Below are 21,234 nucleotides of genomic sequence, written 5' to 3' on the forward strand. Positions count from 1 at the left end.
GGGCTTTTTGTTGGTAAGAGCTAGGTCAACTACTACAACCGCTTTGTAAGTAGCAAGCCGCCATACGAGTAACCATTTATGTTTAGGCCTTGTATAGGCGACACAGAAATGCCCGTGCGCTCCGCGGTTTTGTGCAGCTGCGGTACGACAACACCCACCGTGGCGCCAACGGCATAGCCCACGATATTATCGGAAAGGAAATGCTTACCAGCTTCAATCCGGGTGTACGCCATGACGGCCGGCACGACGGCCGCCGCTGTCCAAATGAACGGCTCAGCTGCTGAACCGGGGTTGAAGTCGTGGTACACCTTGGCGGCGAAAAAGGTCGCCGTTGCGGTATTGGCCGTGTGGCCAGCGTAGAATGAATTGGTAGCAATGTGGTTGTTTCGGTCGCCGCCGCCTTCTGTTCCGTACAGAAAAGGTCGATAGCGCGTTACGTTGCCCACGGTCATGGTGAATATGGCGTTTTGGGCAACCAGCGTCTGTAGGTACAGGCCTAGCACCTGCCCGTAGCGGCCGCGCACATCTGCGTCTAGCGCCAGCAAGCCTGGGGCGATAAGTAGCGTAGGATACACAATAAAATCACCAACTGTCTGGGCTGTTTTGCTGTAGTTACCGGCTACAAATCGGTCGAATTTCGGTACGTCCTTCTTATTTAGAGTTGCTAGTCGAGCATCATTCAGCCCATCTTTCTGGGAGACGAGGTACAGCCCCAGTCCACTTACTGCGCCTAGCCCCACCGTGATGGGAGCATCAATGGCAAAGCGTGTGCGGTATGGAGAAGGAGCCTGCTGGGCAGTAACTGTGGGAGAGGCAAATAGGAGGGTGCCAGGCACCAAAAGGGGGGACAAGTGCTTCATACAAAGGAGATATAGCAGAATATAGATAAAACGAATAACTCAACTGTAAGGTTGGCAGAGTGGTCTCACTCTTCTAGTATCTACCGCGATAGATTAGCTAGGTAGAGCTAACGGGATAGCGCGTGTGGTAAGGAAAGTAATATGCTCTCGAGAATTTATCTAAAAAGAAAATGCCCGGCGACTTGGGTTAGGCATGCTGCTCAAGCAAGTACAAATTGACTCTTTGCCATCCAGAATTAACTTGTTCTCCATTGGTAGGTTCGCTTTTGCAATAGAGCGGCTACCTGCTAATAACTTCAGGGGGCAGTGGTGGCACGTTGTTTTATTAGATAAATACAAAAAATAAGATAATGTATAGCTGTCTTTCTAATGAGGGCGGATGCTAATTTGGCTTGCTGATCAACCTAGACAAGCATCGTTTACGCAAGAAGGGTGAAACGTAGGCTGTCAATTACCAAGCGAAACCTGTAGCTTTGCGCACCACCCCGCGTTGAATTACACAAGTAATTAAGCATCTTTTTACCGACAACGAACCGAATGCCTTACTTATTTACTTCTGAGTCCGTTTCGGAAGGACACCCAGACAAAGTAGCCGATCAGATTTCTGATGCCATTCTCGACGACTTTCTGCGGCAAGATCCGCAAGCAAAAGTAGCTTGCGAAACGTTGGTCACAACGGGGCTGGTCGTGGTAGCCGGCGAAGTTAAGTCTACCGCGTACGTTGATGTGCAAGGTATTACCCGGGCTGTTATCCGTCGTATTGGCTACACCAAGGCCGAATACAAGTTCGAAGCTGAGTCGTGCGGCATCCTATCAGCCTTGCATGAACAGTCAGCCGACATCAACCAAGGTGTAGAGCGCCAAAATCCAGAGGAGCAAGGTGCCGGCGACCAAGGTATGATGTTCGGATATGCCACGCGCGAAACCGACAACTACATGCCGTTGGCTCTCGACTTATCTCACCGGTTACTTCGCGAGTTATCCGCTATCCGCAAAGAAGGTCAGGTGATGACTTACTTGCGCCCCGACGCCAAAGCGCAGGTTACTATCCGCTATTCCGACGACAATGTTCCTGAGGCCATTGACACCATCGTGGTCAGTACCCAACACGACGAGTTCGACGATTCTGAGCAAGTAATGCTGGAAAAAATTTCCGATGATATTAAGTCGGTACTTATTCCCCGGGTGAAAGCGCACCTGAGTGATAAGGTGCAGCAACTCTTCAACGACGAAATTACCTACCACATCAATCCTACTGGCAAGTTCGTGATTGGTGGTCCTCACGGCGACTCGGGTCTGACGGGCCGGAAGATCATTGTGGACACGTACGGCGGCAAAGGCGCGCACGGCGGTGGCGCCTTCTCGGGGAAAGACTCCTCAAAAGTAGACCGCTCAGCAGCGTACGCAACTCGTCACATTGCCAAGAACCTAGTGGCCGCTGGGGTTGCTGATCAGGTGCTGGTGCAAGTTGCTTATGCCATTGGGGTAGCGAAGCCAGTGGGCCTGTACGTGACAACTTATGGCACTACCAAGGCCAAAGACGCAGCTGGCAATATGTTAACCGACGGGCAGATATCGGAAAAGGTGCAAGCCATGTTTGATATGCGCCCCTACGCTATCGTACAGCGCCTAGGTCTGCGAAACCCAATCTTCAGCGAAACGGCTGCTTACGGGCACATGGGGCACCAGCCTGGCAAAAAGGAAGTGACTCTTGCAAACGGAGAAGTGAAAACCTTCGAAACGTTTACCTGGGAAAAGCTCGACTACGTTGACCAAATTAAAGAAGCTTTCGCTCTGTAGGCTTTCAGCTCTTGCAAACAAAAACGCCCTTCCTACAACAGGAAGGGCGTTTTTGTTTGCGATATAAGGCAGAACCTAGGTTTAGTTTCTGTCTGCTGCTTTGTTAGTGAGCTATCTGTTTTTCTTTGTATTTCACAATCTGCCGGCGCAAGCATTCGTAGGCTGCATCCGCTGCTGATTCGAAGCTAGGAGCATCTTCCTGGCAGAATAGGGTGGAGCCCGGTACAAAGAGCTTCACCTCTACCGTTTTATTACTGATACCATCCTTGTTGTTCAGCTTCAGAATAACCTCGCCTTCCGTAACACGGTCGTAGAAGGTTTCGAGCTTGTCAAGGCGCTTCTGGATGAAGTCGAGCAGTTTTTGGTCGGCGTCGAAGTGCACCGAGTGCATCTGTACTTTCATCGGATGTTGGGTTTTAGTAGATAAAAAAGGGAAACAACTAATCGTTAGGCCTTTGGATGAGCCTTTTCGAATACGGCTTTCAACTTGTCGATGGATAAGTGTGTGTATACTTGTGTAGCAGCTAAGTTGGCGTGGCCCAGCAACTCCTTGATGGCATTTAGATCCGCCCCTTTGCCGAGCAGATGCGTGGCAAAAGAGTGCCGCAATACGTGCGGATGCTGCTGTGCAGAGGCCGTCGTAATCTGACCTAGGTAGTGCTTCACGGTACGATACACAAGCTTTTCATAGAGAGGTTCCAGCTTATCCGTAACGAGCAAGGCGCTGCGGGCGTTGTCGCTAGTGCCAAATTCTGTTTGCTTCTGCGCCAAGTAACGTTCCAGTACAAGCCGCAAAGTTGGGTTCAGCGGCACCACACGTTGCTTGTTACCTTTGCCCGTTACGCGCACCGTATGCGAGGCTAGGCTAACGTCGTCGTGCTGAATACCAATAAGTTCGGAGAGCCGGATGCCAGTACCATAAAGTAGCTCCAGCACTAGTTGGTCGCGTCGGCCTATGAAGGTGTCAGGAAACTCAAACGAGTTGAGTAAATTATTAAGCGAATCTTCCGGCACAAAGTCAGGTAGCTTCTTGGCCATCTTGGGCGCCGTGATGCGTAGCATTGGATTGCGTACAATGACGTTGGTGCGCAGCAAATACTTGTAGTAAGAGCGCAAGCAGGCAATCTTACGGTTGACTGTCCGTGGATCGTGCTGCTGTTGCATCAGCTCCACAATCCAGGAGCGGATGAGCATATGGTCGGCCTGGGCTAGATCAGCGAGTTCGTAGTTCTTTAGTAAAAATGCTGCAAACTGCCGCAGGTCGGTCTGGTACGAAAGCACCGTGTGCGGACTAAAGCGCCGCTCGAACCGGAGGTAATCAAAAAACAATTCCATACGCTGAACTCCTAAGCTAGGCATTCAAGGTATGGAATTAAATCGAACTATACGGACGTGAAAAAACCGGCTGATCCACTCTAGTAAGTAGATCAGCCGGTTATCGACAAGATTTTAGCAGCCCGCGACCTATTGGTTGTCGGTAGCGTACATCGTTTGCTTATACACAGCCTTTTCTTTCTGCTTACGCTTAGTAACAGAAGGCTTTTGGAAGAACGTGCGACGACGCAGCTCTTTCAGCACGCCCGTGCGCTCGAATTTTTTCTTGAAACGCTTCAGAGCCCGGTCAACCGACTCGTTATCCTTAATCTGGACGATGATCATATGTACAATGGAGTTGAAAATTCGCTGTAAAGGGTCGCAAAGGTAATCACAGTTTTTTATGATTTCAAAACGAGCCGCATAGGAATCCTACTACGAAATCGTTAGTAGCTAAGTTTAAGCCAGCGACTGGTTAAAAATCAATGTTTCAGTAGGCTACGGGCAATTACCAATTTTTGAATCTCGGAGGTACCCTCTCCAATTGTGCAAAGCTTAGCATCCCGGTAGTATTTCTCCACCGGGTAGTCTTTCGTGTAGCCGTAACCCCCAAAGATTTGGACGGCTTCGTTGGCCGTGCGCACGGCTACTTCTGAGGCATATAGTTTAGCCATAGCTGACTCCTGGGTCACATTCTGGCCATTATCCTTCATCGCAGCTGCCCGGTAGGTGAGGAGCGAGGCAGCCTCAATTTCTGTCGCCATGTCGGCTAGCTTGAACGCAATGCCCTGAAAATTGCAGATAGGTTGGTTGAACTGCTGGCGTTCCTTGGAATATTGTGTGGCCGCTTCCAAGGCGCCTTGGGCAATACCCAGGGAGAGCGCCGCAATTGAGATGCGCCCGCCGTCCAGAACTTTCATCGACTGCACAAAGCCTTCGCCGACTTCCCCTAAGATATTCTCCTTAGGCACACGGCAGTCGGTAAAAATTAGTTCTGTCGTTTCAGAAGCTCGCATACCTAGCTTGTCCGCTTTCAGGCCATGTGTAAAGCCTTCGGTGGGTTTTTCAAGCACAAAAGCAGTCATGCCGTGGGAGTCACCGACGTTGCCAGTCCGCGCGATAACTACGGCTATGTTGCCACTTTTACCATGCGTGATAAAATTTTTGGCTCCATTCAATACGTAGCAATCACCGTCTTCCACAGCCACGGTGCGCATATTTCCGGCGTCCGAGCCAGTATTAGGTTCCGTAAGGCCCCACGCCCCAATCCATTCGCCGGAGGCTAGTTTGGGTAGCCATCGGTGTTTTTGCTCCTCAGAGCCAAATTGCAAGATGTGGCCAGTGCAAAGAGAGTTATGCGCAGCCATGGACAATCCAATACTGCCGTCGACTTTCGCTAGCTCGGCAATAGCGGTTACGTACTCGACGTACCCGAAGCCAGAACCGCCGTACTCTTGCGGCACTAGTACGCCCATTAGGCCTAGCTCACCAAGTTGCTTAAAGATGTGCAAGGGAAATTCCTGATGATTGTCCCAGTGCATCATGTCAGGCTTGATATAGGCCGCGCCAAAATCGCGTACCATCTGGGCAATCATGGTTTGGTTCTCAGTGGCAACTGATTCCATAAAATAAAAAGGTTTGGGTGGACAGCGCAGCTAAAGGTGGGTGGATGCCGCGCTAGGGTGTGAAGATACGATTTTGCCTGCCCGAAAGCCAGAGAGCTAAACAGCAGGATGTGAGGCACGTATTTTGAAAGGGCGTGCCGATTTGGTTACTTTGAAGGTTTTTCAGGAAAAATTAGAGGCTGAAACTCGCTTTTTTCCAGTGCCTTTATTTTAAACTTGGCTTACTTGGCCTGCATGCAACAACCCGTCTTCTGTCGCTTTTTGCGTCTTTGGCTACTATGCGTCCCCTTCGCGTTATTGGCTTCTTCCTGCGCAAAGTCTATCTACTATCGTCAAAATATTCTTTTGCGCACTACAGGTGGAAGCGCCATTGATACTACGAAGCTGCGGGACGTAGTGAACCGTGCAGAGCGGAATTACATCATCCAGCCAAACGATTATCTCCAAGTACAAGTCTTTACCAACAATGGAGAACGAATTCTGGATCCGAATGGAGAGCTTCAGTTCGGTTCACAAGCTGGACAGAATGCCAACTCTAATCGAACGATTAGCAGAACAAGCGGGACAAATTCTACAGGCTCACAGTTCTTAGTACAGGTAGATGGGTACGTGCGGTTGCCTATGGTAGATCGGGTGAAAGTGACAGGCTTAACTCTGTTAGAAGCCGATAGCCTATTAGAAGCTCGATATAATGAATTTTATAAAGGCTCATTTGTTGATACCCGTGTTACGAATAACCGCGTTGTGGTGCTAGGTACTTTAGGTGGTAGAGTTATTCCACTAGAGAATGACAACGTAAATCTGTTGGAAGTATTGGCACTAGCTGGTGGCATTGACGGCGGAGCCGGTAGCTCCGCCCGGAGTGGTGGTAAGGCTAATAATATTCGCCTGATTCGAGGTGACTTGAAGAATCCACAAGTACAGATAATTGATTTAACTACAATTGAAGGAATGCGCCGGGCCAACCTACAGGTAGAGCCTAATGACGTTGTGTATATAGAACCTATTCGTCGTCCGTTTTTCGAGGCGCTAAATGATATCAATCCAATCTTGAGTTTAGTAACTACACTAGCTGGAGTAACTACCACCATCATTTACTTGACGCTAGCCCAGCGGAATCAATAGTGCTAAACAAAGTGTTTCTACAGCATGGAGCCAAAGCACCACTTAGAACTGGGTTAAACTCAGTTTGCGCTTTGTCTCTGTTCGGTACAAGGGTTAATCTAAATCATCGATTTCAATAAAATAGATGGCAGTAAACGAAAACGCCGAGCTAGAAGAGCTTATTCGCAATGCGGGTGGCAATGAAGCAGAGGTAGAGGACGATGAAGGCGCTGGATTAGATCTAGTTACGCTGTTGTTGGTCGCCCGCCGCAGCCTGATATGGGTTGTACTGCTAATTGTGTTAGGCTTAACCGGCTCTTGGTTATATCTACGTTATACCAAGCCAGTATACCAATCATTATCAATCTTAAAAATTGACGAAAAAACCGAAGCTGGTGCGCTAGGCTTAGGTGGCGCGCTAACGGGAGATATTCGGCAGAGTGGCAATAAGCTTTCCGGTGAAATCGAGCTTATTAAGTCTAATATCATTTACGAGCATTTAAAGGATTCATTGGCGCTCGACGTTAACTACTACGTTGAGGGTACCGTTTTGGAAAACGAGCTATATGGCTTGTCTCCTTTTAAAGTGAATTATAAGATTAAGGATGGTAGTTTGTACAATACAAGGTTTGACCTCACCTTCAGCAATCCCCAGCAATTCCGACTTTCTTACCAATATAAAGGGCAGGAAATAAGTGCTGAGTACCGCTTTGGTCAGCCTATTGTGACTCCAGCCATGGAATTAGTGCTGGCTTCTACCCCGTGGATGAACGAGAGCGTAGTAGGGAAGAAATACTTTTTCGTTATAAACGATGACGGCACTATCAGCAACTATTTGAATAAGGGCCTGAATGTGCAAGTTGTCAACCCTGACGCTAATACTATTCAGATCTCATTCACTGACTTCAATCCTAGCAAGGCTCAAGCAATTGTTAATAAGATTGATACGGTCTATTTACAAGAAAAGCTAGCCCAGAAACAAGAAGTAACACAGCGTCAGCTCAAGTTTCTGGAAACCCAAATTGTTGAGAATAAAGATAGTCTGCAGGGCGCCGAAAAAAACTTAGAGAAGTTTACTGACCGTACTAAAACTTACGATGTACGTGGTGATCTGGCTAGTATTTCAGACAAACTTCTTGAACAAGAGAAGGAGCGTCTGCAACTGCAGCAACAAATTGATCTGTTAGATGAAATAGTTGCATTAGTAGAGAGTAATCAACTTACTAACAGTGAAGAAGCAAGTATTTCTGAGAGTATTCCGGGCTTAAAGCAGCTTGGTGATGAGCAGGTTACCCAACAAATAAATCGGCTCAATGATCTTCAATGGAATTTGCGGCGCATACTGCGATCCTATCAGCCTACTACGTTCACAGTTCAACAGTTACAGGCAGATGTCAATTTAGTAAAGAAAAGTACACAACGACTATTACAGCAGAATCGGCGTTTGCTGGCCCAGCAACTCAGTGAAAAGAGTGCAGAACAAAACGAATTAAAGAATAAGTTACAGCAGATTCCGGAGTTAGCAACCCAGCAGACTCGATTACAGCGTCCTTTTGAATTATATCAAAAGACGTATACCAGGTTAGTTGAGAAAAAGATAGATTTCGGTATAGCCATAGCGGGGACTACTGTTGATTTTCAGATCCTTTCTCCCGCTAGTAATCCTGGGGCACCCATTGCACCAGTACGGATGGTAGTGTACGCTATTGGATTAGCTGTTGGCATAGTCTTAGGCCTAGGCTTGATAGCAATACGTTACCTGATGCACAACACAGTAACAAATGTGCGCGAGCTTGAACGTGCTACGACAGCATCTGTCCTGGGCGTTATTCCGACTTACGAAAAGGAAAAAATGAGCGTATCAAAGCTCGTGGTAGATAAAAGTCCCAAATCTGCTATTTCCGAGTCGATTCGCTCTATTCGGACGAACCTAGATTTTATTAGTTCGGCTAAGAAAAAGCGGCTTATTTCAGTTACCTCTACCATTTCGGGTGAAGGGAAAACGTTCGTTACAGTGAACCTAGGTGGTATCATTGCTTTGTCAGGGCAAAGAGTCATTATCTTGGACCTTGATATGCGTAAGCCCAAAGTGAACCTAGCTTTTAGCGCCGAAAACATAAAAGGAGTTAGCACTATTTTGATTGATAAGCACACAGTGCAGGAATGCGTTCAACATACTAGCATTCCTGCGCTCGACTTTATTTCGGCCGGACCTACTCCGCCTAATCCATCGGAATTGATCTTGAATGCACGTTTTGATGAGATGATAGCTGAACTCTATCAGCAGTACGATGTGATTTTAATCGATACGCCGCCCGTTGGGTTGGTAACAGATGGCATTCTGATCATGCGTAAAGCCGATATTCCAATTTATATTGTACGGGCTAATTACTCTAAGAAGGTCTTTTTAAAGAACATCAACAAGATCATTCGCGCGAACAACTTCACCCGCCTTTCTACTATTCTCAACGACGCACGCTCAAGCGGCCTTTATGGTTACGGCTATGGCTATGGCTATGGGTATGGCCAAGGTTATTACGACGAAGCCAAGCCGGATAAGAGCTTGGTCCAGCGCCTACGCAAGCAGTTTTCATAAGTTTCCGCCGCTCCCTTCCTCCCACCCGCTTTCTCACTTTCCATTTATGGGGTCGTTCCTGCAAAGGATCTTTGGCCGGCCAACCGTGGCTATAGCCGCTTTGCCTGATTTGGCTGCGCTCGAAGTAGACATGCACTCTCACCTGTTGCCAGGCCTTGATGACGGTGCCGAAACAGTAGAGCAATCGGTAGAGTTGGTGCGGACGATGCAGGAGCTAGGTTACCGCAAGCTGATAATGACTCCTCACGTAATGGGAGACTTCTACAAGAATACCCCCGCTGATATTCGAGCTGCCCTGTTACGTCTGCAACAGGCCGTAGACGCAGCAGGTGTCACTGATATAACGTTGGCCTGCGCTGCTGAATACTATTTGGACGAGTGGTTTGCGCAGAAGGTTGAGACGGGCGAGGAACTGCTCACCTTTGGTGGCGACAACCGTTATGTACTGCTAGAAACGTCGTATATCAACGAGCCCTTCAACTTTCTTGAGATTATTTTTCAGTTGAAGTCGGCGGGGTATCAACCAGTACTGGCGCACCCCGAACGCTACACGTATATGTACGACAATTTTGCGGCGCTGGAAAAGATACGAGCTAATGACATCTTGCTGCAAATCAACCTTAACTCGCTGGCAGGTTATTACTCAAGAGGTGCAAAACGCGTCGCAGAGAAGTTAATAGATGCAGGCTTAGTAGATTTGCTGGGCACAGATGCTCACCACCTGAAGCATACTACTACATTACGCGAGAAGGTGCTGCCCACTGAATATCTACGCAAGGCGTTAGCGCTGCCTTTGCTCAATAGTTCCTTGTAGCGTTTGGTGCTTAGTGGTTAATGCGTAACATGCACCAGTAATAGGTAGGTAGCTCCGCCTAACAACGCCTAAACGACCACTTTCTTTGCAGTCAAGTGCTAGTACTATGATTTTCGTTACGGGAGGCAGCGGGCTAGTAGGAAGCTTCTTATTGCCTGCGTTGCTAGCTCAGGGGCATAAGGTACGAGCACTTTATCGGCAGCAAATCCCAGCCATACTAGGCAGCGAGAAAATCGACTGGGTGCAAGGAGACTTGCGCGACACCCTAGCCTTGCGGCAGGCGCTAGCTGGCGTTACGCACGTCTTTCATTGTGCCGGTTTGGTTTCGTATGCGCCTCAGGATGAGCAGGCACTTCAGCAAGCCAACGTAGAAGGTACCATGGCGGTGGTGGATGCTTGTTTGGAGCAGCCCGGGATACGCCTGTGTCATGTATCGTCGGTTGCTGCGCTAGGGGCCAATACTAAAGAACCAGAAGAAGAAAAGCCTAGCTCAGAATTTCTGGACGAAAATGCCAAGTGGGATTTGGGCGCGGAACATCCTGCATATGCTACTTCGAAATACTTAGCGGAGCTTGAAGTTTGGCGGGGTATATCCGAGGGACTAGCAGCGGTAATCGTCAATCCATCGGTTATATTGGGTCCAGCTGATTGGGCCCGCAGCAGCACTCGACTCTTTCGGTATGCTTACCAAGAACACGCTTTCTACACGCCTACCACCTTAAACCTAGTGGATGTGCGAGATGTAGTGGAAGGAATGCTGCGCCTTACACTGCACACCACAATTAGCGGGGAACGGTACATACTCAATGCTGGGGCCTTGCCGTTACAAGAGTTCTTACAACAGGCGGCGGCTTGCTTTCATAAGAAGGCGCCTACTGTAGCCGTGCCGAACTGGGCAGCCGAGCTTATCTGGCGGCTCGAACATGTTAGAGCCGTACTCACAGGAGCTAGGCCACTTATCACCAAAGACACCGCACGCGCTGGCCGGCGTGCCACAACATATGACACTACCAAAGTGCAAAAAGCCACCGGCCTGACCTTTCGTCCGCTGACAGAAACCATTCAGTGGTGTTGTACCGGACTACGACCGAACTAGTGGTGCTCCGGTTTGGTTGTTGTATCTTAGGCCGTCGGTCTATTTACGTAGGTAGATTGCTTAACACCACCCGCGGGCCTGCCGTTTTGGCGGCTTCGCGTTGATTGTAGTCGAATGAGAATGAACGACAATTTTGAGGATCGGGATGAGGTGTTGAACAGCGTGCGCCGGTTTGAACGCATGATGGCCAGCAACGAAACCATATTTTTTGATTTGGCCGATTTTGAGAGTATTATCGACCATTATACCACCAATACGCAGTATGATAAAGCCTTACAGGCATGTGAGGCTGCTATTGCCCAGTACCCATTTAGTACCGAACTGCTGATTGATCGTTCGCAGGTGCTTGCCATGAAAGGCGAGTACACGGCGGCCGCCCAGCAGATTGAAGACGTTGCTCAACTCGACCCCACAAACCCCGACGTAGCCGTTACGCGCGGTATCATCGCTACCCAGCGGGGCGAATTTGCCGCGGCCGTTGCGTTCTTCTTGGACGCTGCTGCTCACTCGCCTGATCGTGACGATATCTACTTCAACTTGGGGTTGGCTTACCAAAGCTGGCAGAAGTATAAAAGCGCCGCGAAGTATTATAAAATGAGCTTGCGCCTGAACGCCGACAATGAGGTGGCCGTGCAGGAGTTGCTCTATTGCCTAGAAATCTCGGGGCGCTTAGAAGGCAATATTGATTTCTTCAAGCGCTTCACCGACGACGACCCGTATTCGGCGCAAGCTTGGTACAACCTAGGTCAGGCGTACTACCGGCTGGAGAACTACGACGAGGCAGTTAGCGCGTTTGAATACGCTATTCTGATTGACGCTAAGTTCTACGATGCGCACGCCTTTCTGGCTAGTACCTACGTGAGCCAAGAGAAATACCAGGAGGCTATCAAGGAGTTTCATCTGAGCTACAATGAGAAGCATCCAACGGCCGAAGCATTCTGCAACATCGGAGAGTGCTACGAAAAGCTAGCTGAGTGGGCCAATGCTCGCCGCTTTTATCAGAAAGCCATCGACATTGACCCCACCCTGGACGAAGCGTGGTTTGGTATTGGGGTTATCCTGAACGCTCAGGACCGTTGGTTTGAGGCTATTCACTTCTTCCGCAAAGCCGTTGCGCTTTACGAAGAAAGTCCAGAATACTGGCTGGCCCTGGCGGCGGCTGAATACCAAGTAGGTAACCTGGTGAGCTCGCTGGAGTGCTACGAGCGCGCCGCGCAAGTGGCCCCCGACAGCAAAGATGTGTGGCTGAGCTGGAGCATTATTTTGTACGAGCAAGGCAACTACGATGGTGCTATCGATCTGATGCGCAACGCTATAGAAGTGCAACCAGAGGAAGCCGAGCTTTATTACCGTTTGTGCGCCTACTTGCTGGCGGCGGGTCGCTACCGGGAAGCGTATCACTATTTGGAAAATGCGCTAACCCTGGACTTTGATAAACACCGGCTACTGTTCGATTATTTCCCAGAGTTGGAGTCGCAACGGGCGTTGATGCGCCTTATCGACCAGTATCGTAAGTAAGAGCGTTTGTTAGGCATTTGAAGCCCCTTGAGCTTGTTTTTCGGCTTAGTAATAAGCACGACGAAACAGGTTTGAGGGGCTTCAAGCCGTTTTAGTGAGCGGATACAAAATTCGGGCGTACTTTTGGGCCGTGCTTAGGCTGTCATTAGAATCAAAAAACCTAAGTCCTCAAGTATGAATTATCACCTGAACGACCTCCCCGAACGCACCAGCAAGCCTCGCGAACAAGGCTTTACCATGGTGATGGACAAAGGGTTAAGCATTCGTGAAACCGAAGACTTCCTGGAAGTAGGCGCCGAGTACGCCGACATTGTCAAGCTAGGCTGGGCTACTTCCTACGTTACGCCCAACCTGAAGCGCAAGCTAGAAGTGTACAAGGCGGCGGGAGTACCGGTGTATTTTGGGGGTACGTTGTTCGAGGCGTTTATCATCCGCAACCAGTTCGACGATTATCGGCGGTTACTCTCCGAATTCGGGTTGGAGTACGCGGAAGTGTCAGACGGCTCGTTGGATCTGAACCACGATCGTAAGCTAGAGTACATCCGCACGTTGTCGCAGGATGTGCAAGTGCTATCGGAGGTAGGTTCGAAGGATGCCGAGAAGATCATTCCGCCTTATAAGTGGATTTCGCAGATGCAAACCGAGCTAGAGGCTGGTGCCATCAAAGTGATTGGGGAAGCGCGCGAAGCTGGCAATGTTGGCTTGTTTCGCAGTACCGGCGAAGTGCGCTCGGGCCTAGTGGAAGAAATTCTGACCAAGGTACCGGTTGAGAAGATCTTGTGGGAAGCGCCCCAAAAGGCCCAGCAAGTATGGTTTATTAAGCTGCTCGGCGCCAACGTGAACCTAGGTAATATTGCGCCGAACGAAATTGTGAGCTTAGAAACGATTCGCTTGGGCTTGCGCGGCGATACGTTCACGCACTTCCTCGACATGGACAATGTAGATGAAGTGTTTAAGCCCGCCAAACCAACTGGTAAGCCTGGGACTTCGATGCCCCGCGGATAAAAACTAGGCTGCTTAGTGTAGAAGTATCAAAAAGGGACTGCCTAGGCAGTCCCTTTTTAGTTTGATGAAGCATAGCTTAGGTAAGGTTCTGTGAAATAGAAAAATTATATTGAATACAACTATAATCTAAAAATGCAATACTAATCCTAGAGCGATTTTGTACGTTTAGACATTCCTTTTAACTACATAACCATTTTATTATGAAACACTTGTTACTAGCTGTAGGAGCACTGCTGTTTGGGTTGCCTGCTCGAGCACAATTTACCCAAACCTTTACTGGCTCCTTAGGTGTCAATGATCCTACGATTCCAGGCGAACGTCTTTTCCGAGACGCTACGCCGTCGGTGTGCGGAACCACAAAGGCGTATCCTGGGGTTAGCAGTGGCGCTGCTAATGTGCATTACGACACCTACACAATCAGGAATGCCAACCCAACCACTACGGCATGTGCGGTAATTACCCTGACGTCGCAATGCTCAGAAAGCACAACATCCGCGCTCATCTTTGGCTCGGCCTACACGGGTAGCTTTGTGCCCACTAACCTAGCTACAAACTATAAAGGTGACATGGGGAGCAGCCCCGTAGGCAATGCCGCCACCACAATGAGTATCAATCTGACGCCTAATCAGACGGTGGTATTAGTAGTAAGCGGCGTAACATCTGCTTCTACCTGTAGCTCCTATACGCTAGGGGTCAATTCAAGCACTGTATTACCTGTTAGTAAAGACGTTGAAGCTAAGGTTGCTCTTGCTGCTTATCCCAACCCCGTTGAAGACGTATTGCATATCACGGCTGCCAAAGCGGGGACGTATACTTTGTACAACGCAACCGGCGTAGACGTACTGCACCTCAAAGAAGGCGATGCGTCATTAAGCAAGTTGCCAGCCGGTGTGTACATGCTTCAGCAGAACGAAACCAAAGTTGTGAAACGCATTGTGAAGCTATAGAAGCTAGGTAAGTGCTAGCGCCAACTAGGTAGTTGAACGTAAGCGTTCTGGCGTGGGCTTCAGGCAAAATGTTGTTCAGTTAAGCACCCTAACTTAACAGAAATGGGTTCGTACACGGATAAGTCAGCCCATCCAAGGGCTGACTTATTTTTTGTTATGAAACATACTCCCTGCTACCTAGCTTTTCTGCTACTAGCGGCTTGCGGAGGGCCTTCCAAAGAGGAAAAAGCTGCTGCAGCCGATAATCCTGCCAAAACCATCGAAACGCCAGATGCCCAAGCGGTGCATCTGCCCCAGCCCTATGCTTCCAAGTCGGTAACGAACCGCGTGAACCTGCAAGAGTGGCCCGCGGGCAAAACGCCCACCGTGCCAGCTGGCTTCACTGTCACCGAGTATGCTGGCAACCTAGACAGCCCTCGTTGGATGTACGTGTTGCCTAACGGCGACGTACTGGTAGCCGAGGCTAATACCGTTCCTACCACAGCTGTGAAGAAGACTACGGTGGCGCTGAAGCTAGACCCATCGAAAGCCTCGCGCCCGACGAGTGCTGACCGCATCACGCTGTTTCGCGATACCAACAAAGACGGCAAGCCCGATGTGCGTGAAACGTTTCTGGCTCACCTCGATCAACCTCTGGGCATGTTGGTTATTGGCAACAAGTTTTACGTGGCGAACACCGACGGCGTGATGGTGTTTCCTTACCAGCCGGGCGCAACCAAGATTACGGGACAAGGCAAGCAAATTCTGGATTTGCCTCGGGGTGGCTACAACAACCACTGGACCCGCAACCTGCTTGCTAGCGCCGACAACTCCAAGATTTACGTAACGGTAGGCTCGGGCAGCAATGTGATGGAACACGGTCCTGCGAACGAAGCACGCCGCGCTAACATTTTGCAGATCAACCCAGATGGCAGCGGCGAGAAAATCTATGCTAGCGGCCTGCGGAACCCGGTAGGCATTGATTGGCAGCCGGGTACCCAAACGCTGTGGGCGGCCGTGAACGAACGTGACGAGCTAGGAGATGAACTCGTGCCCGACTACATGACCAGCGTGAAAGAAGGTGGTTTCTACGGTTGGCCGTATTCCTATTATGGTCAGAACGAAGACCCACGCCGCAAAGGAGAGCGGCCTGATTTGGTAAAGAAGACCATCGTGCCCGACGTACCGCTCGGGGCGCACACCGCTTCGCTAGGGCTAGCTTTTTATACCAAAGATGCCTTCCCAGCGAAATACCATAAAGGCGCTTTCGTAGGCCAACACGGCTCCTGGAACCGCTCGACGTTCTCGGGTTATAAAGTGGTTTTCGTGCCGTTTGAGGGCGGCAAACCAGGCAAGCCCGAAGACTTCATGACCGGCTTCCTGGTGGGCGGCGACTCCAAAGATGCGTACGGCCGGCCAGTGGGTGTGACTGTACTGCCTGACGGCTCGCTGCTAGTAGCCGACGACGCCGCCAACCGCATTTGGCGCGTGAGTGCTACCTAGATTGCTCCTTTAAATCTGCGTGAAATTACCGGAACAGGCTGCCCATATCGGGCAGCCTGTTTTCTTTGTAGCGTAATCAACGACTCGCGACTCCCTACTTTTCTTACTTAATGGCCTCATGGAGATAATCAAACACTTTTTTGACCTCGTAATGCACCTCGATAAAACGCTCATCGACGTGGTGCAGCAGTACGGCGGTCTTACCTATCTGATTTTATTCCTGATCATCTTCACCGAAACGGGAGTTGTCATCTTTCCCTTTCTGCCCGGCGATTCGTTGCTGTTTGTGGCTGGCACGCTGGCCGCCCGGTCCGTATCGCCCGGCTCCGACCAAACCCTGCTGCACCTGACGTATTTGATTCCGCTGCTGTTTATCGCAGCTTTCCTCGGCGATAATCTCAACTACTTTATTGGTGACTACCTAGGTCCGAAAGTGTTTCAGAAGGACTATAAACTATTCAAACGCAAATACTTAGAAGATACCCAAGCCTTCTATGCCAAGCACGGCGGCAAAACTATCATCATGGCGCGTTTCATTCCCATTGTGCGCACGTTTGCGCCGTTTGTGGCGGGCGTAGGCAGCATGAAATATGCTTATTTTATCAGCTACAGCGTGGGCGGGGCGTTGCTCTGGGTGATTTCGCTGACAATGGCCGGTTACCTGTTCGGCAACATTCCGGTAGTGGAAAAGAACTTTACCATTGTTATCTACCTCATCATTCTAGTTTCGGTGGCGCCGCCGCTGTTTCAGTTTCTGAAGCAAAAGCTGAGCGGTCGGCCATCGGAAGCGTAGCTAGGTGCTGTACTCTATTTTCAAGAAAACCGCTCCGCCAATTGGTCGGGGCGGTTTTTTTTGTTGCTTTAGGAATTGAACGCGTTGAGCTAGCCCCGTTATATGAGAGAATTCGGCCTTATTGGCAAATCCCTTAGTCATTCATTTTCGCAGACCTATTTCACCCAAAAGTTTCAGAACCTAGAACTGACGGATTGTTCGTACGAACTGTTCGAACTGGCCGACATCACGGAGCTGCCAGCCTTGCTAGCCAGCCGCCCGAACCTAGCTGGCCTCAACGTCACGATTCCGTACAAAGAACAAGTGTGGCCTTATTTATCGGATGTGGCGCCATCAGCAGCCCGCGTGGGTGCGGTCAACGTGATTGAGGTAACCGCCGACGGGCAGTACATCGGACACAACACCGACTACACAGGCTTTCGCGAATCGCTTGAGCGGTTTTACCCAGACCGCGGCGAGGATGTAGCGGCACTAGTACTCGGTACTGGCGGGGCTTCCAAGGCCGTGGAAGTAGCTTTGCGTGACCTAGGTATTCGCTACTGGGTGGTGTCACGCAACCCACTGAGCAAGGGGCTCACCTACGATGATCTGACGCCCGCGCTGGTTGCGGCGCATGCGCTGATCATCAATGCTACGCCATTGGGCACGTACCCGCGCATCGAGGAGTTTCCGCCGTTGCCCTACGAAGTTCTATCGCCCCAGCACTACCTCTACGACCTCGTGTACAATCCGCGCGAAACGCGCTTCCTGCAAAAAGGGGCAGAGATGGGCGCGCACACCACCAATGGGTTTGAAATGCTCTGTCTGCAAGCTGAAGCGGCGTGGCGCATCTGGAATAAATAGCTGCGCCAAAACAATGGCGTAAATGGGTAGCGGAGTAAAAGGTTCAAGAACAAGGTTCTTACCTTATTTCGTTGCTCTCTAAACGACAACAGCCACCCGTTCCCGAGTGGCTGTTGAAGGTTGCAAGATAGTGTGCAGAAAAGCTTATTCTTTGACGGCGAGCTTGCGGGCAATTTCAGCCGTGTGCCGGCCTTGGAAGCGGGCTCCTTCTAGCTCATTGGGGCTAGGCTGACGCTCGCCCTGGCCACCAGCCACGGTGCTCGCACCATAAGGCGTGCCGCCGGTTACTTCCTCGTGGCCCATTTGGCCTTGCCAAGCATAAGGTAAGCCGACTACCACAAACCCGTGGTGGAATAGCTCCGTGTGGAAGGAGCGGATAGTGGTTTCCTGGCCCCCGTGCTGGGTAGCGGTGCTTACAAACACGCTGCCTACTTTGCCCACCAGTGCACCCGTCGCCCAAAGGCCGCCCGTGCTATCCATGAAAGCCTGCATCTGGCCGCACAAGTTACCGTAGCGCGTTGGCGTGCCGAAGATGATAGCATCGTATTCTGTTAGCTCGTTGGGCGTAACGACCGGGATGTGGGCGAAAGCAGCTTGTGCGCCGGTAGCACCGGTCTTGTCCAATACTTCTTGGGGTAGCGTCTCAGGGACGCGCTTAATTACTACTTCATTATCGGCTACTTCGCGGGCGCCTTCTGCCACCGCCTCAGCCATTTTGTAGATATGACCATACGTGGAGTAAAACAGCACTAGAGTTTTCATGCGGGTGAGCTAGGGAGTGAAAATGAGAAATACTGTATGTTCTCCACCGTGTACGGCAATGCTGGTGCGGCGGTGGTGGTGCAAATGTATGTAGGTACATTGAATGTGCAAGCAGTTTGAAGAAATATATTCGCGATGCACATGAGGGCCTTCGCCAGATAACGCCAAAAAAAGTGACGAGGCGTTGCAACCTTTCCGGCTAGTTGCAGGCTCTTCCTCCCAAAGCCAGTGACCTAGCCTTTATTCGTGCCCTCGATCTATAGAGTCGATCCGCGTATGCAACAAGCTTATTCAAGTGGCAGACGGCTGTGCCAACAGCCGTCTGCCAACCACCCCAACGGAGCCGGTGCGCTAAGCCGGTCGCAACCATGAGCGCTTCACTAGCTTCTATGAGCGCCATTGGCGGTCTGCGCCGACTCCTGACGGGCGACGGCGAACCGCCGCGCGCGGCGGCCGAGCCAGCGGCTTCGTCTGCTGCTGTGCGGCAACTTACACCGACGTTTCCGCTGAGCGAGACGGAGTTGATAGATGGTTGCCTTGCTGGCAGTCGCGCCATGCAAAAGCAACTGTACGAGCGATTTGCGGGTCGCATGATGGCCGTATGTTTGCGCTACGCCCAAACCACCTTTGAGGCGGAAGATGTGTTACAGGAAGGCTTCGTAACGGTCTTTTCCAAGCTGGGCAGCTTTCGGCGCGAATGCCCGCTGGAGTTCTGGATTCGCCGCATTATGGTAAATGCCGCCCTCCGTCAGCACCGCCGCAACACGACGCTGGTGGCCATGAGTGAAGGCGAGTACCCAGTAGACTTACAGGACGAGGAATTTACGCTGTCGAATTACGCGTTTGAAGAACTGCTGACGATGGTGCAGGACCTAGCTCCCCGCTACCGAATGGTGTTTAATCTGTTTGCCATCGAAGGCTACGGGCACAAGGAAATTGGCGAGCTGCTCGGCATTTCTGAGGGTACCAGCAAGTCGCAGTACGCCCGGGCCCGGGCGATTTTAAAGACAAAATTAGAGCGCCTCGATGCGCATCGTACCAATGGAACCTTCCGCTAACAAATCATCTGCTGACCAGCCTACCGGCGACTTGGAGCACCTGTTCCGACAGAAGTTTGCCGAGGCGGAGGTAATGCCCCGCCGCAACGTGTGGGAGCAGATCGACCACGACTTGCTGGTGCGGCAGAACGAATCGTACCGCCGCCGCCTGGTGCAGCAACGTTGGATAGCTGCCGCTTGCATTATGTTGGTAGTAGCAGCAAGCACCTGGGCAGTGCGCTTGAACTTCTCGCCGAAAGCTAGCCTAGCGACGGTAACCGAACAGGGTACTAACGTGACGACGAGTAAGCAGCCCACGTCAACTGCGTCTGGTGCTACCCAGTTAGCGGTTGCGCCTGCAACAGCGCCGGCCGGCAATGCTGCGCCACTCCTTGCCGCAACTGGGCGTAACCAGCAGGTCGCAACAACGACCGAAGTAGAGCAAATAGAGAAGCAGGCACCTAGCTTCGGTACAGCTTCCGAAGGATTCGCTAGCTCGGGTTCGACGTACGGCCCCCACGTAGGGCATTCTTTCGTCGGTAGCTCTGGGCAAATGCCGATGGGCCTCTTTACTGCCCGACAGGCAACGGCTGGGGGCTATGCTCCTAGCTTCGCCACCCAGGAGGCAGCGGGCGGCGGCCTAGGTCTACTACCCGACTTCATGGCGACGCGCGTAGCGGGGTTACTGGCCTCTATGACTGGTGCTCATGGCGCGTTGCCTGATACACTGCGCAAAGCGGCCTTGCCAGCTGGGCCAGAGATGCTGGCTGCGCAAGAAGTGCTACCTGAGCGCCCGCGCACTAGCGGCAAACGATGGCGGTGGAGCGCTGCCGTAGCCGCTGCCTCCTATAACCCCAATATCAACTTCAGTCGCAACAGTCAGAGTGCACTGGCAACCCCTCAGTACAGCAATTCGCCAACTCAAAACGTAGGATATACCACTCAGGCTGCCATGTATGAGCAAGCCGCTAACGAGTACCGGCAGCACTTGCAGGCCGGGGCGGGCTTTCGGGGCAAGCTCGGGGCGGCACGCCCGTTGAGCAAGCGTTGGGAGCTTACCACTGGCGTAGAAGTAGCCCAACTAGCTGCTATGTCCCAGTTCACGGCTACCACTGCGGCGTATTCGCTTGCTACAGATGCTTTCACGGGCGGTAACGCCACGTATCGGCAGCAACTCACCAACAACACTGGCAATTTCGCCCAAACTAACTCCAGCGCTACGCATTATCGTTATACCTCGGCCGGGGTGCCGGTCGCTGTTCGGTACAGCTCGCCCAAGAATGGCTTGTCGTTTTACGCTACCCTAGGTGCCGCCGTAAACGTGCTGCTAGGTAGTCGGACGGAAGTAGTGGGGACCACAGAGGCTACGCAGAAGTATTCCTTAAACTCCTCCGATTCGCCCTACCGTAAGGTGTTGGCCTCGGTGCGGGCCGGGGCTGGTGCCCGCTACCGCGCCGCCGATGGACAATGGAGCCTACTGGTAGGTCCTGAAGCTGACCTAGGTATGACAACCCTCAATGCCGATCCGGCGCAAAGCTTTTTTAAACGCTCACGACCTTACTCAGTGGGCCTAGCTACTAGTGTGGAGTTTGGAGGAACGAAGCAGACGGTTATCAATCCTTAAGCGAAAGCCAAAAT

The 21,234-nt window shown here is 51.1% G+C and carries 19 protein-coding genes; 13 read left to right on the forward strand and 6 right to left on the reverse strand.

Translation table 11 applies throughout. From position 1 onward, the window contains the following. Positions 1-32: 32 nt before the first annotated feature. Positions 33-860 carry a phosphatase PAP2 family protein gene (locus BXP70_RS03500; RefSeq protein ID WP_086592651.1) on the reverse strand — a complete coding sequence of 276 codons (828 nt, stop codon included), beginning with the start codon at positions 858-860 and terminating at the stop codon, positions 33-35. Positions 861-1,397: 537 nt separating this feature from the next. Here BXP70_RS03500 and metK point away from each other — a divergent pair. Then, positions 1,398-2,660, forward strand: a complete 1,263-nt coding sequence (gene metK, locus BXP70_RS03505) for a methionine adenosyltransferase (protein WP_086592652.1) — start codon at positions 1,398-1,400, stop codon at positions 2,658-2,660. 103 nt (positions 2,661-2,763) lie between these two features. On the opposite strand, the gene hpf is transcribed toward metK, so the two are convergent. The 4 genes from hpf to BXP70_RS03525 form a co-directional block, all read right to left on the reverse strand. After that, the gene (gene hpf, locus BXP70_RS03510; RefSeq protein WP_086592653.1) at positions 2,764-3,063 is read right to left on the reverse strand and encodes a ribosome hibernation-promoting factor, HPF/YfiA family; all 300 of its coding nucleotides are present in this window, start codon (positions 3,061-3,063) and stop codon (positions 2,764-2,766) included. Between the two features lie 44 nt (positions 3,064-3,107). Beyond that, the gene (locus BXP70_RS03515) at positions 3,108-3,995 is read right to left on the reverse strand and encodes a tyrosine-type recombinase/integrase (protein WP_086592654.1); all 888 of its coding nucleotides are present in this window, start codon (positions 3,993-3,995) and stop codon (positions 3,108-3,110) included. Positions 3,996-4,124: 129 nt separating this feature from the next. Next, complete coding sequence (gene rpsU, locus BXP70_RS03520) at positions 4,125-4,319, reverse strand: 30S ribosomal protein S21 (protein WP_086592655.1); 195 nt, start codon at positions 4,317-4,319, stop codon at positions 4,125-4,127. A 137-nt stretch (positions 4,320-4,456) separates the two neighbouring features. Continuing rightward, on the reverse strand, positions 4,457-5,599 hold the full coding sequence (locus tag BXP70_RS03525; RefSeq protein ID WP_086592656.1) for an acyl-CoA dehydrogenase family protein: 1,143 nt from the start codon (positions 5,597-5,599) through the stop codon (positions 4,457-4,459). Between the two features lie 234 nt (positions 5,600-5,833). Here BXP70_RS03525 and BXP70_RS03530 point away from each other — a divergent pair, with 234 nt between their 5' ends. The 10 genes from BXP70_RS03530 to BXP70_RS03575 all read left to right on the forward strand — a co-directional run bounded on the left by BXP70_RS03530 (position 5,834) and on the right by BXP70_RS03575 (position 17,797). Then, on the forward strand, positions 5,834-6,724 hold the full coding sequence (locus BXP70_RS03530) for a polysaccharide biosynthesis/export family protein (RefSeq protein WP_086592657.1): 891 nt from the start codon (positions 5,834-5,836) through the stop codon (positions 6,722-6,724). Positions 6,725-6,848: 124 nt separating this feature from the next. Beyond that, positions 6,849-9,299 (forward strand): GumC family protein, encoded by a 2,451-nt coding sequence (locus tag BXP70_RS03535; protein WP_086592658.1) that lies wholly within the window; start codon positions 6,849-6,851, stop codon positions 9,297-9,299. 130 nt (positions 9,300-9,429) lie between these two features. After that, positions 9,430-10,113: a tyrosine-protein phosphatase gene (locus BXP70_RS03540; protein ID WP_245849484.1), complete on the forward strand. Its 684-nt coding sequence runs from the start codon at positions 9,430-9,432 to the stop codon at positions 10,111-10,113. Positions 10,114-10,219: 106 nt separating this feature from the next. Beyond that, positions 10,220-11,209, forward strand: a complete 990-nt coding sequence (locus BXP70_RS03545; protein WP_086592660.1) for an NAD-dependent epimerase/dehydratase family protein — start codon at positions 10,220-10,222, stop codon at positions 11,207-11,209. Positions 11,210-11,329: 120 nt separating this feature from the next. Then, positions 11,330-12,727: a tetratricopeptide repeat protein gene (locus tag BXP70_RS03550; protein ID WP_086592661.1), complete on the forward strand. Its 1,398-nt coding sequence runs from the start codon at positions 11,330-11,332 to the stop codon at positions 12,725-12,727. A 174-nt stretch (positions 12,728-12,901) separates the two neighbouring features. Next, positions 12,902-13,732 (forward strand): phosphosulfolactate synthase, encoded by an 831-nt coding sequence (locus BXP70_RS03555; protein WP_086592662.1) that lies wholly within the window; start codon positions 12,902-12,904, stop codon positions 13,730-13,732. Between the two features lie 200 nt (positions 13,733-13,932). After that, the gene (locus BXP70_RS03560) at positions 13,933-14,679 is read left to right on the forward strand and encodes a T9SS type A sorting domain-containing protein (RefSeq protein WP_086592663.1); all 747 of its coding nucleotides are present in this window, start codon (positions 13,933-13,935) and stop codon (positions 14,677-14,679) included. A 156-nt stretch (positions 14,680-14,835) separates the two neighbouring features. After that, on the forward strand, positions 14,836-16,161 hold the full coding sequence (locus BXP70_RS03565) for a PQQ-dependent sugar dehydrogenase (RefSeq protein WP_086592664.1): 1,326 nt from the start codon (positions 14,836-14,838) through the stop codon (positions 16,159-16,161). A 118-nt stretch (positions 16,162-16,279) separates the two neighbouring features. Beyond that, positions 16,280-16,954 carry a DedA family protein gene (locus tag BXP70_RS03570; RefSeq protein ID WP_086592665.1) on the forward strand — a complete coding sequence of 225 codons (675 nt, stop codon included), beginning with the start codon at positions 16,280-16,282 and terminating at the stop codon, positions 16,952-16,954. A gap of 102 nt (positions 16,955-17,056) precedes the next feature. After that, positions 17,057-17,797, forward strand: coding sequence for a shikimate dehydrogenase family protein (locus BXP70_RS03575; RefSeq protein WP_086592666.1), 741 nt, complete (start codon positions 17,057-17,059; stop codon positions 17,795-17,797). A gap of 144 nt (positions 17,798-17,941) precedes the next feature. On the opposite strand, the gene wrbA is transcribed toward BXP70_RS03575, so the two are convergent. Beyond that, a complete protein-coding gene (gene wrbA, locus BXP70_RS03580) occupies positions 17,942-18,559 on the reverse strand; it encodes an NAD(P)H:quinone oxidoreductase (protein ID WP_086592667.1) in 618 nt (205 codons plus the stop codon). Between the two features lie 368 nt (positions 18,560-18,927). On the opposite strand from wrbA, the gene BXP70_RS03585 reads away from it, so the two are divergent. Together BXP70_RS03585 and BXP70_RS03590 are read left to right on the forward strand one after the other, a co-directional pair. Further along, positions 18,928-19,617, forward strand: a complete 690-nt coding sequence (locus BXP70_RS03585) for an RNA polymerase sigma factor (protein ID WP_086592668.1) — start codon at positions 18,928-18,930, stop codon at positions 19,615-19,617. Continuing rightward, a complete protein-coding gene (locus tag BXP70_RS03590) occupies positions 19,601-21,220 on the forward strand; it encodes an outer membrane beta-barrel protein (RefSeq protein ID WP_179197572.1) in 1,620 nt (539 codons plus the stop codon). The genes BXP70_RS03585 and BXP70_RS03590 overlap by 17 nt, the downstream gene beginning before the upstream one ends. Positions 21,221-21,234: the final 14 nt, after the last annotated feature.

Origin of the sequence: Hymenobacter crusticola, assembly GCF_002154225.1 — a bacterium.
Classification (GTDB): domain Bacteria; phylum Bacteroidota; class Bacteroidia; order Cytophagales; family Hymenobacteraceae; genus Hymenobacter; species Hymenobacter crusticola.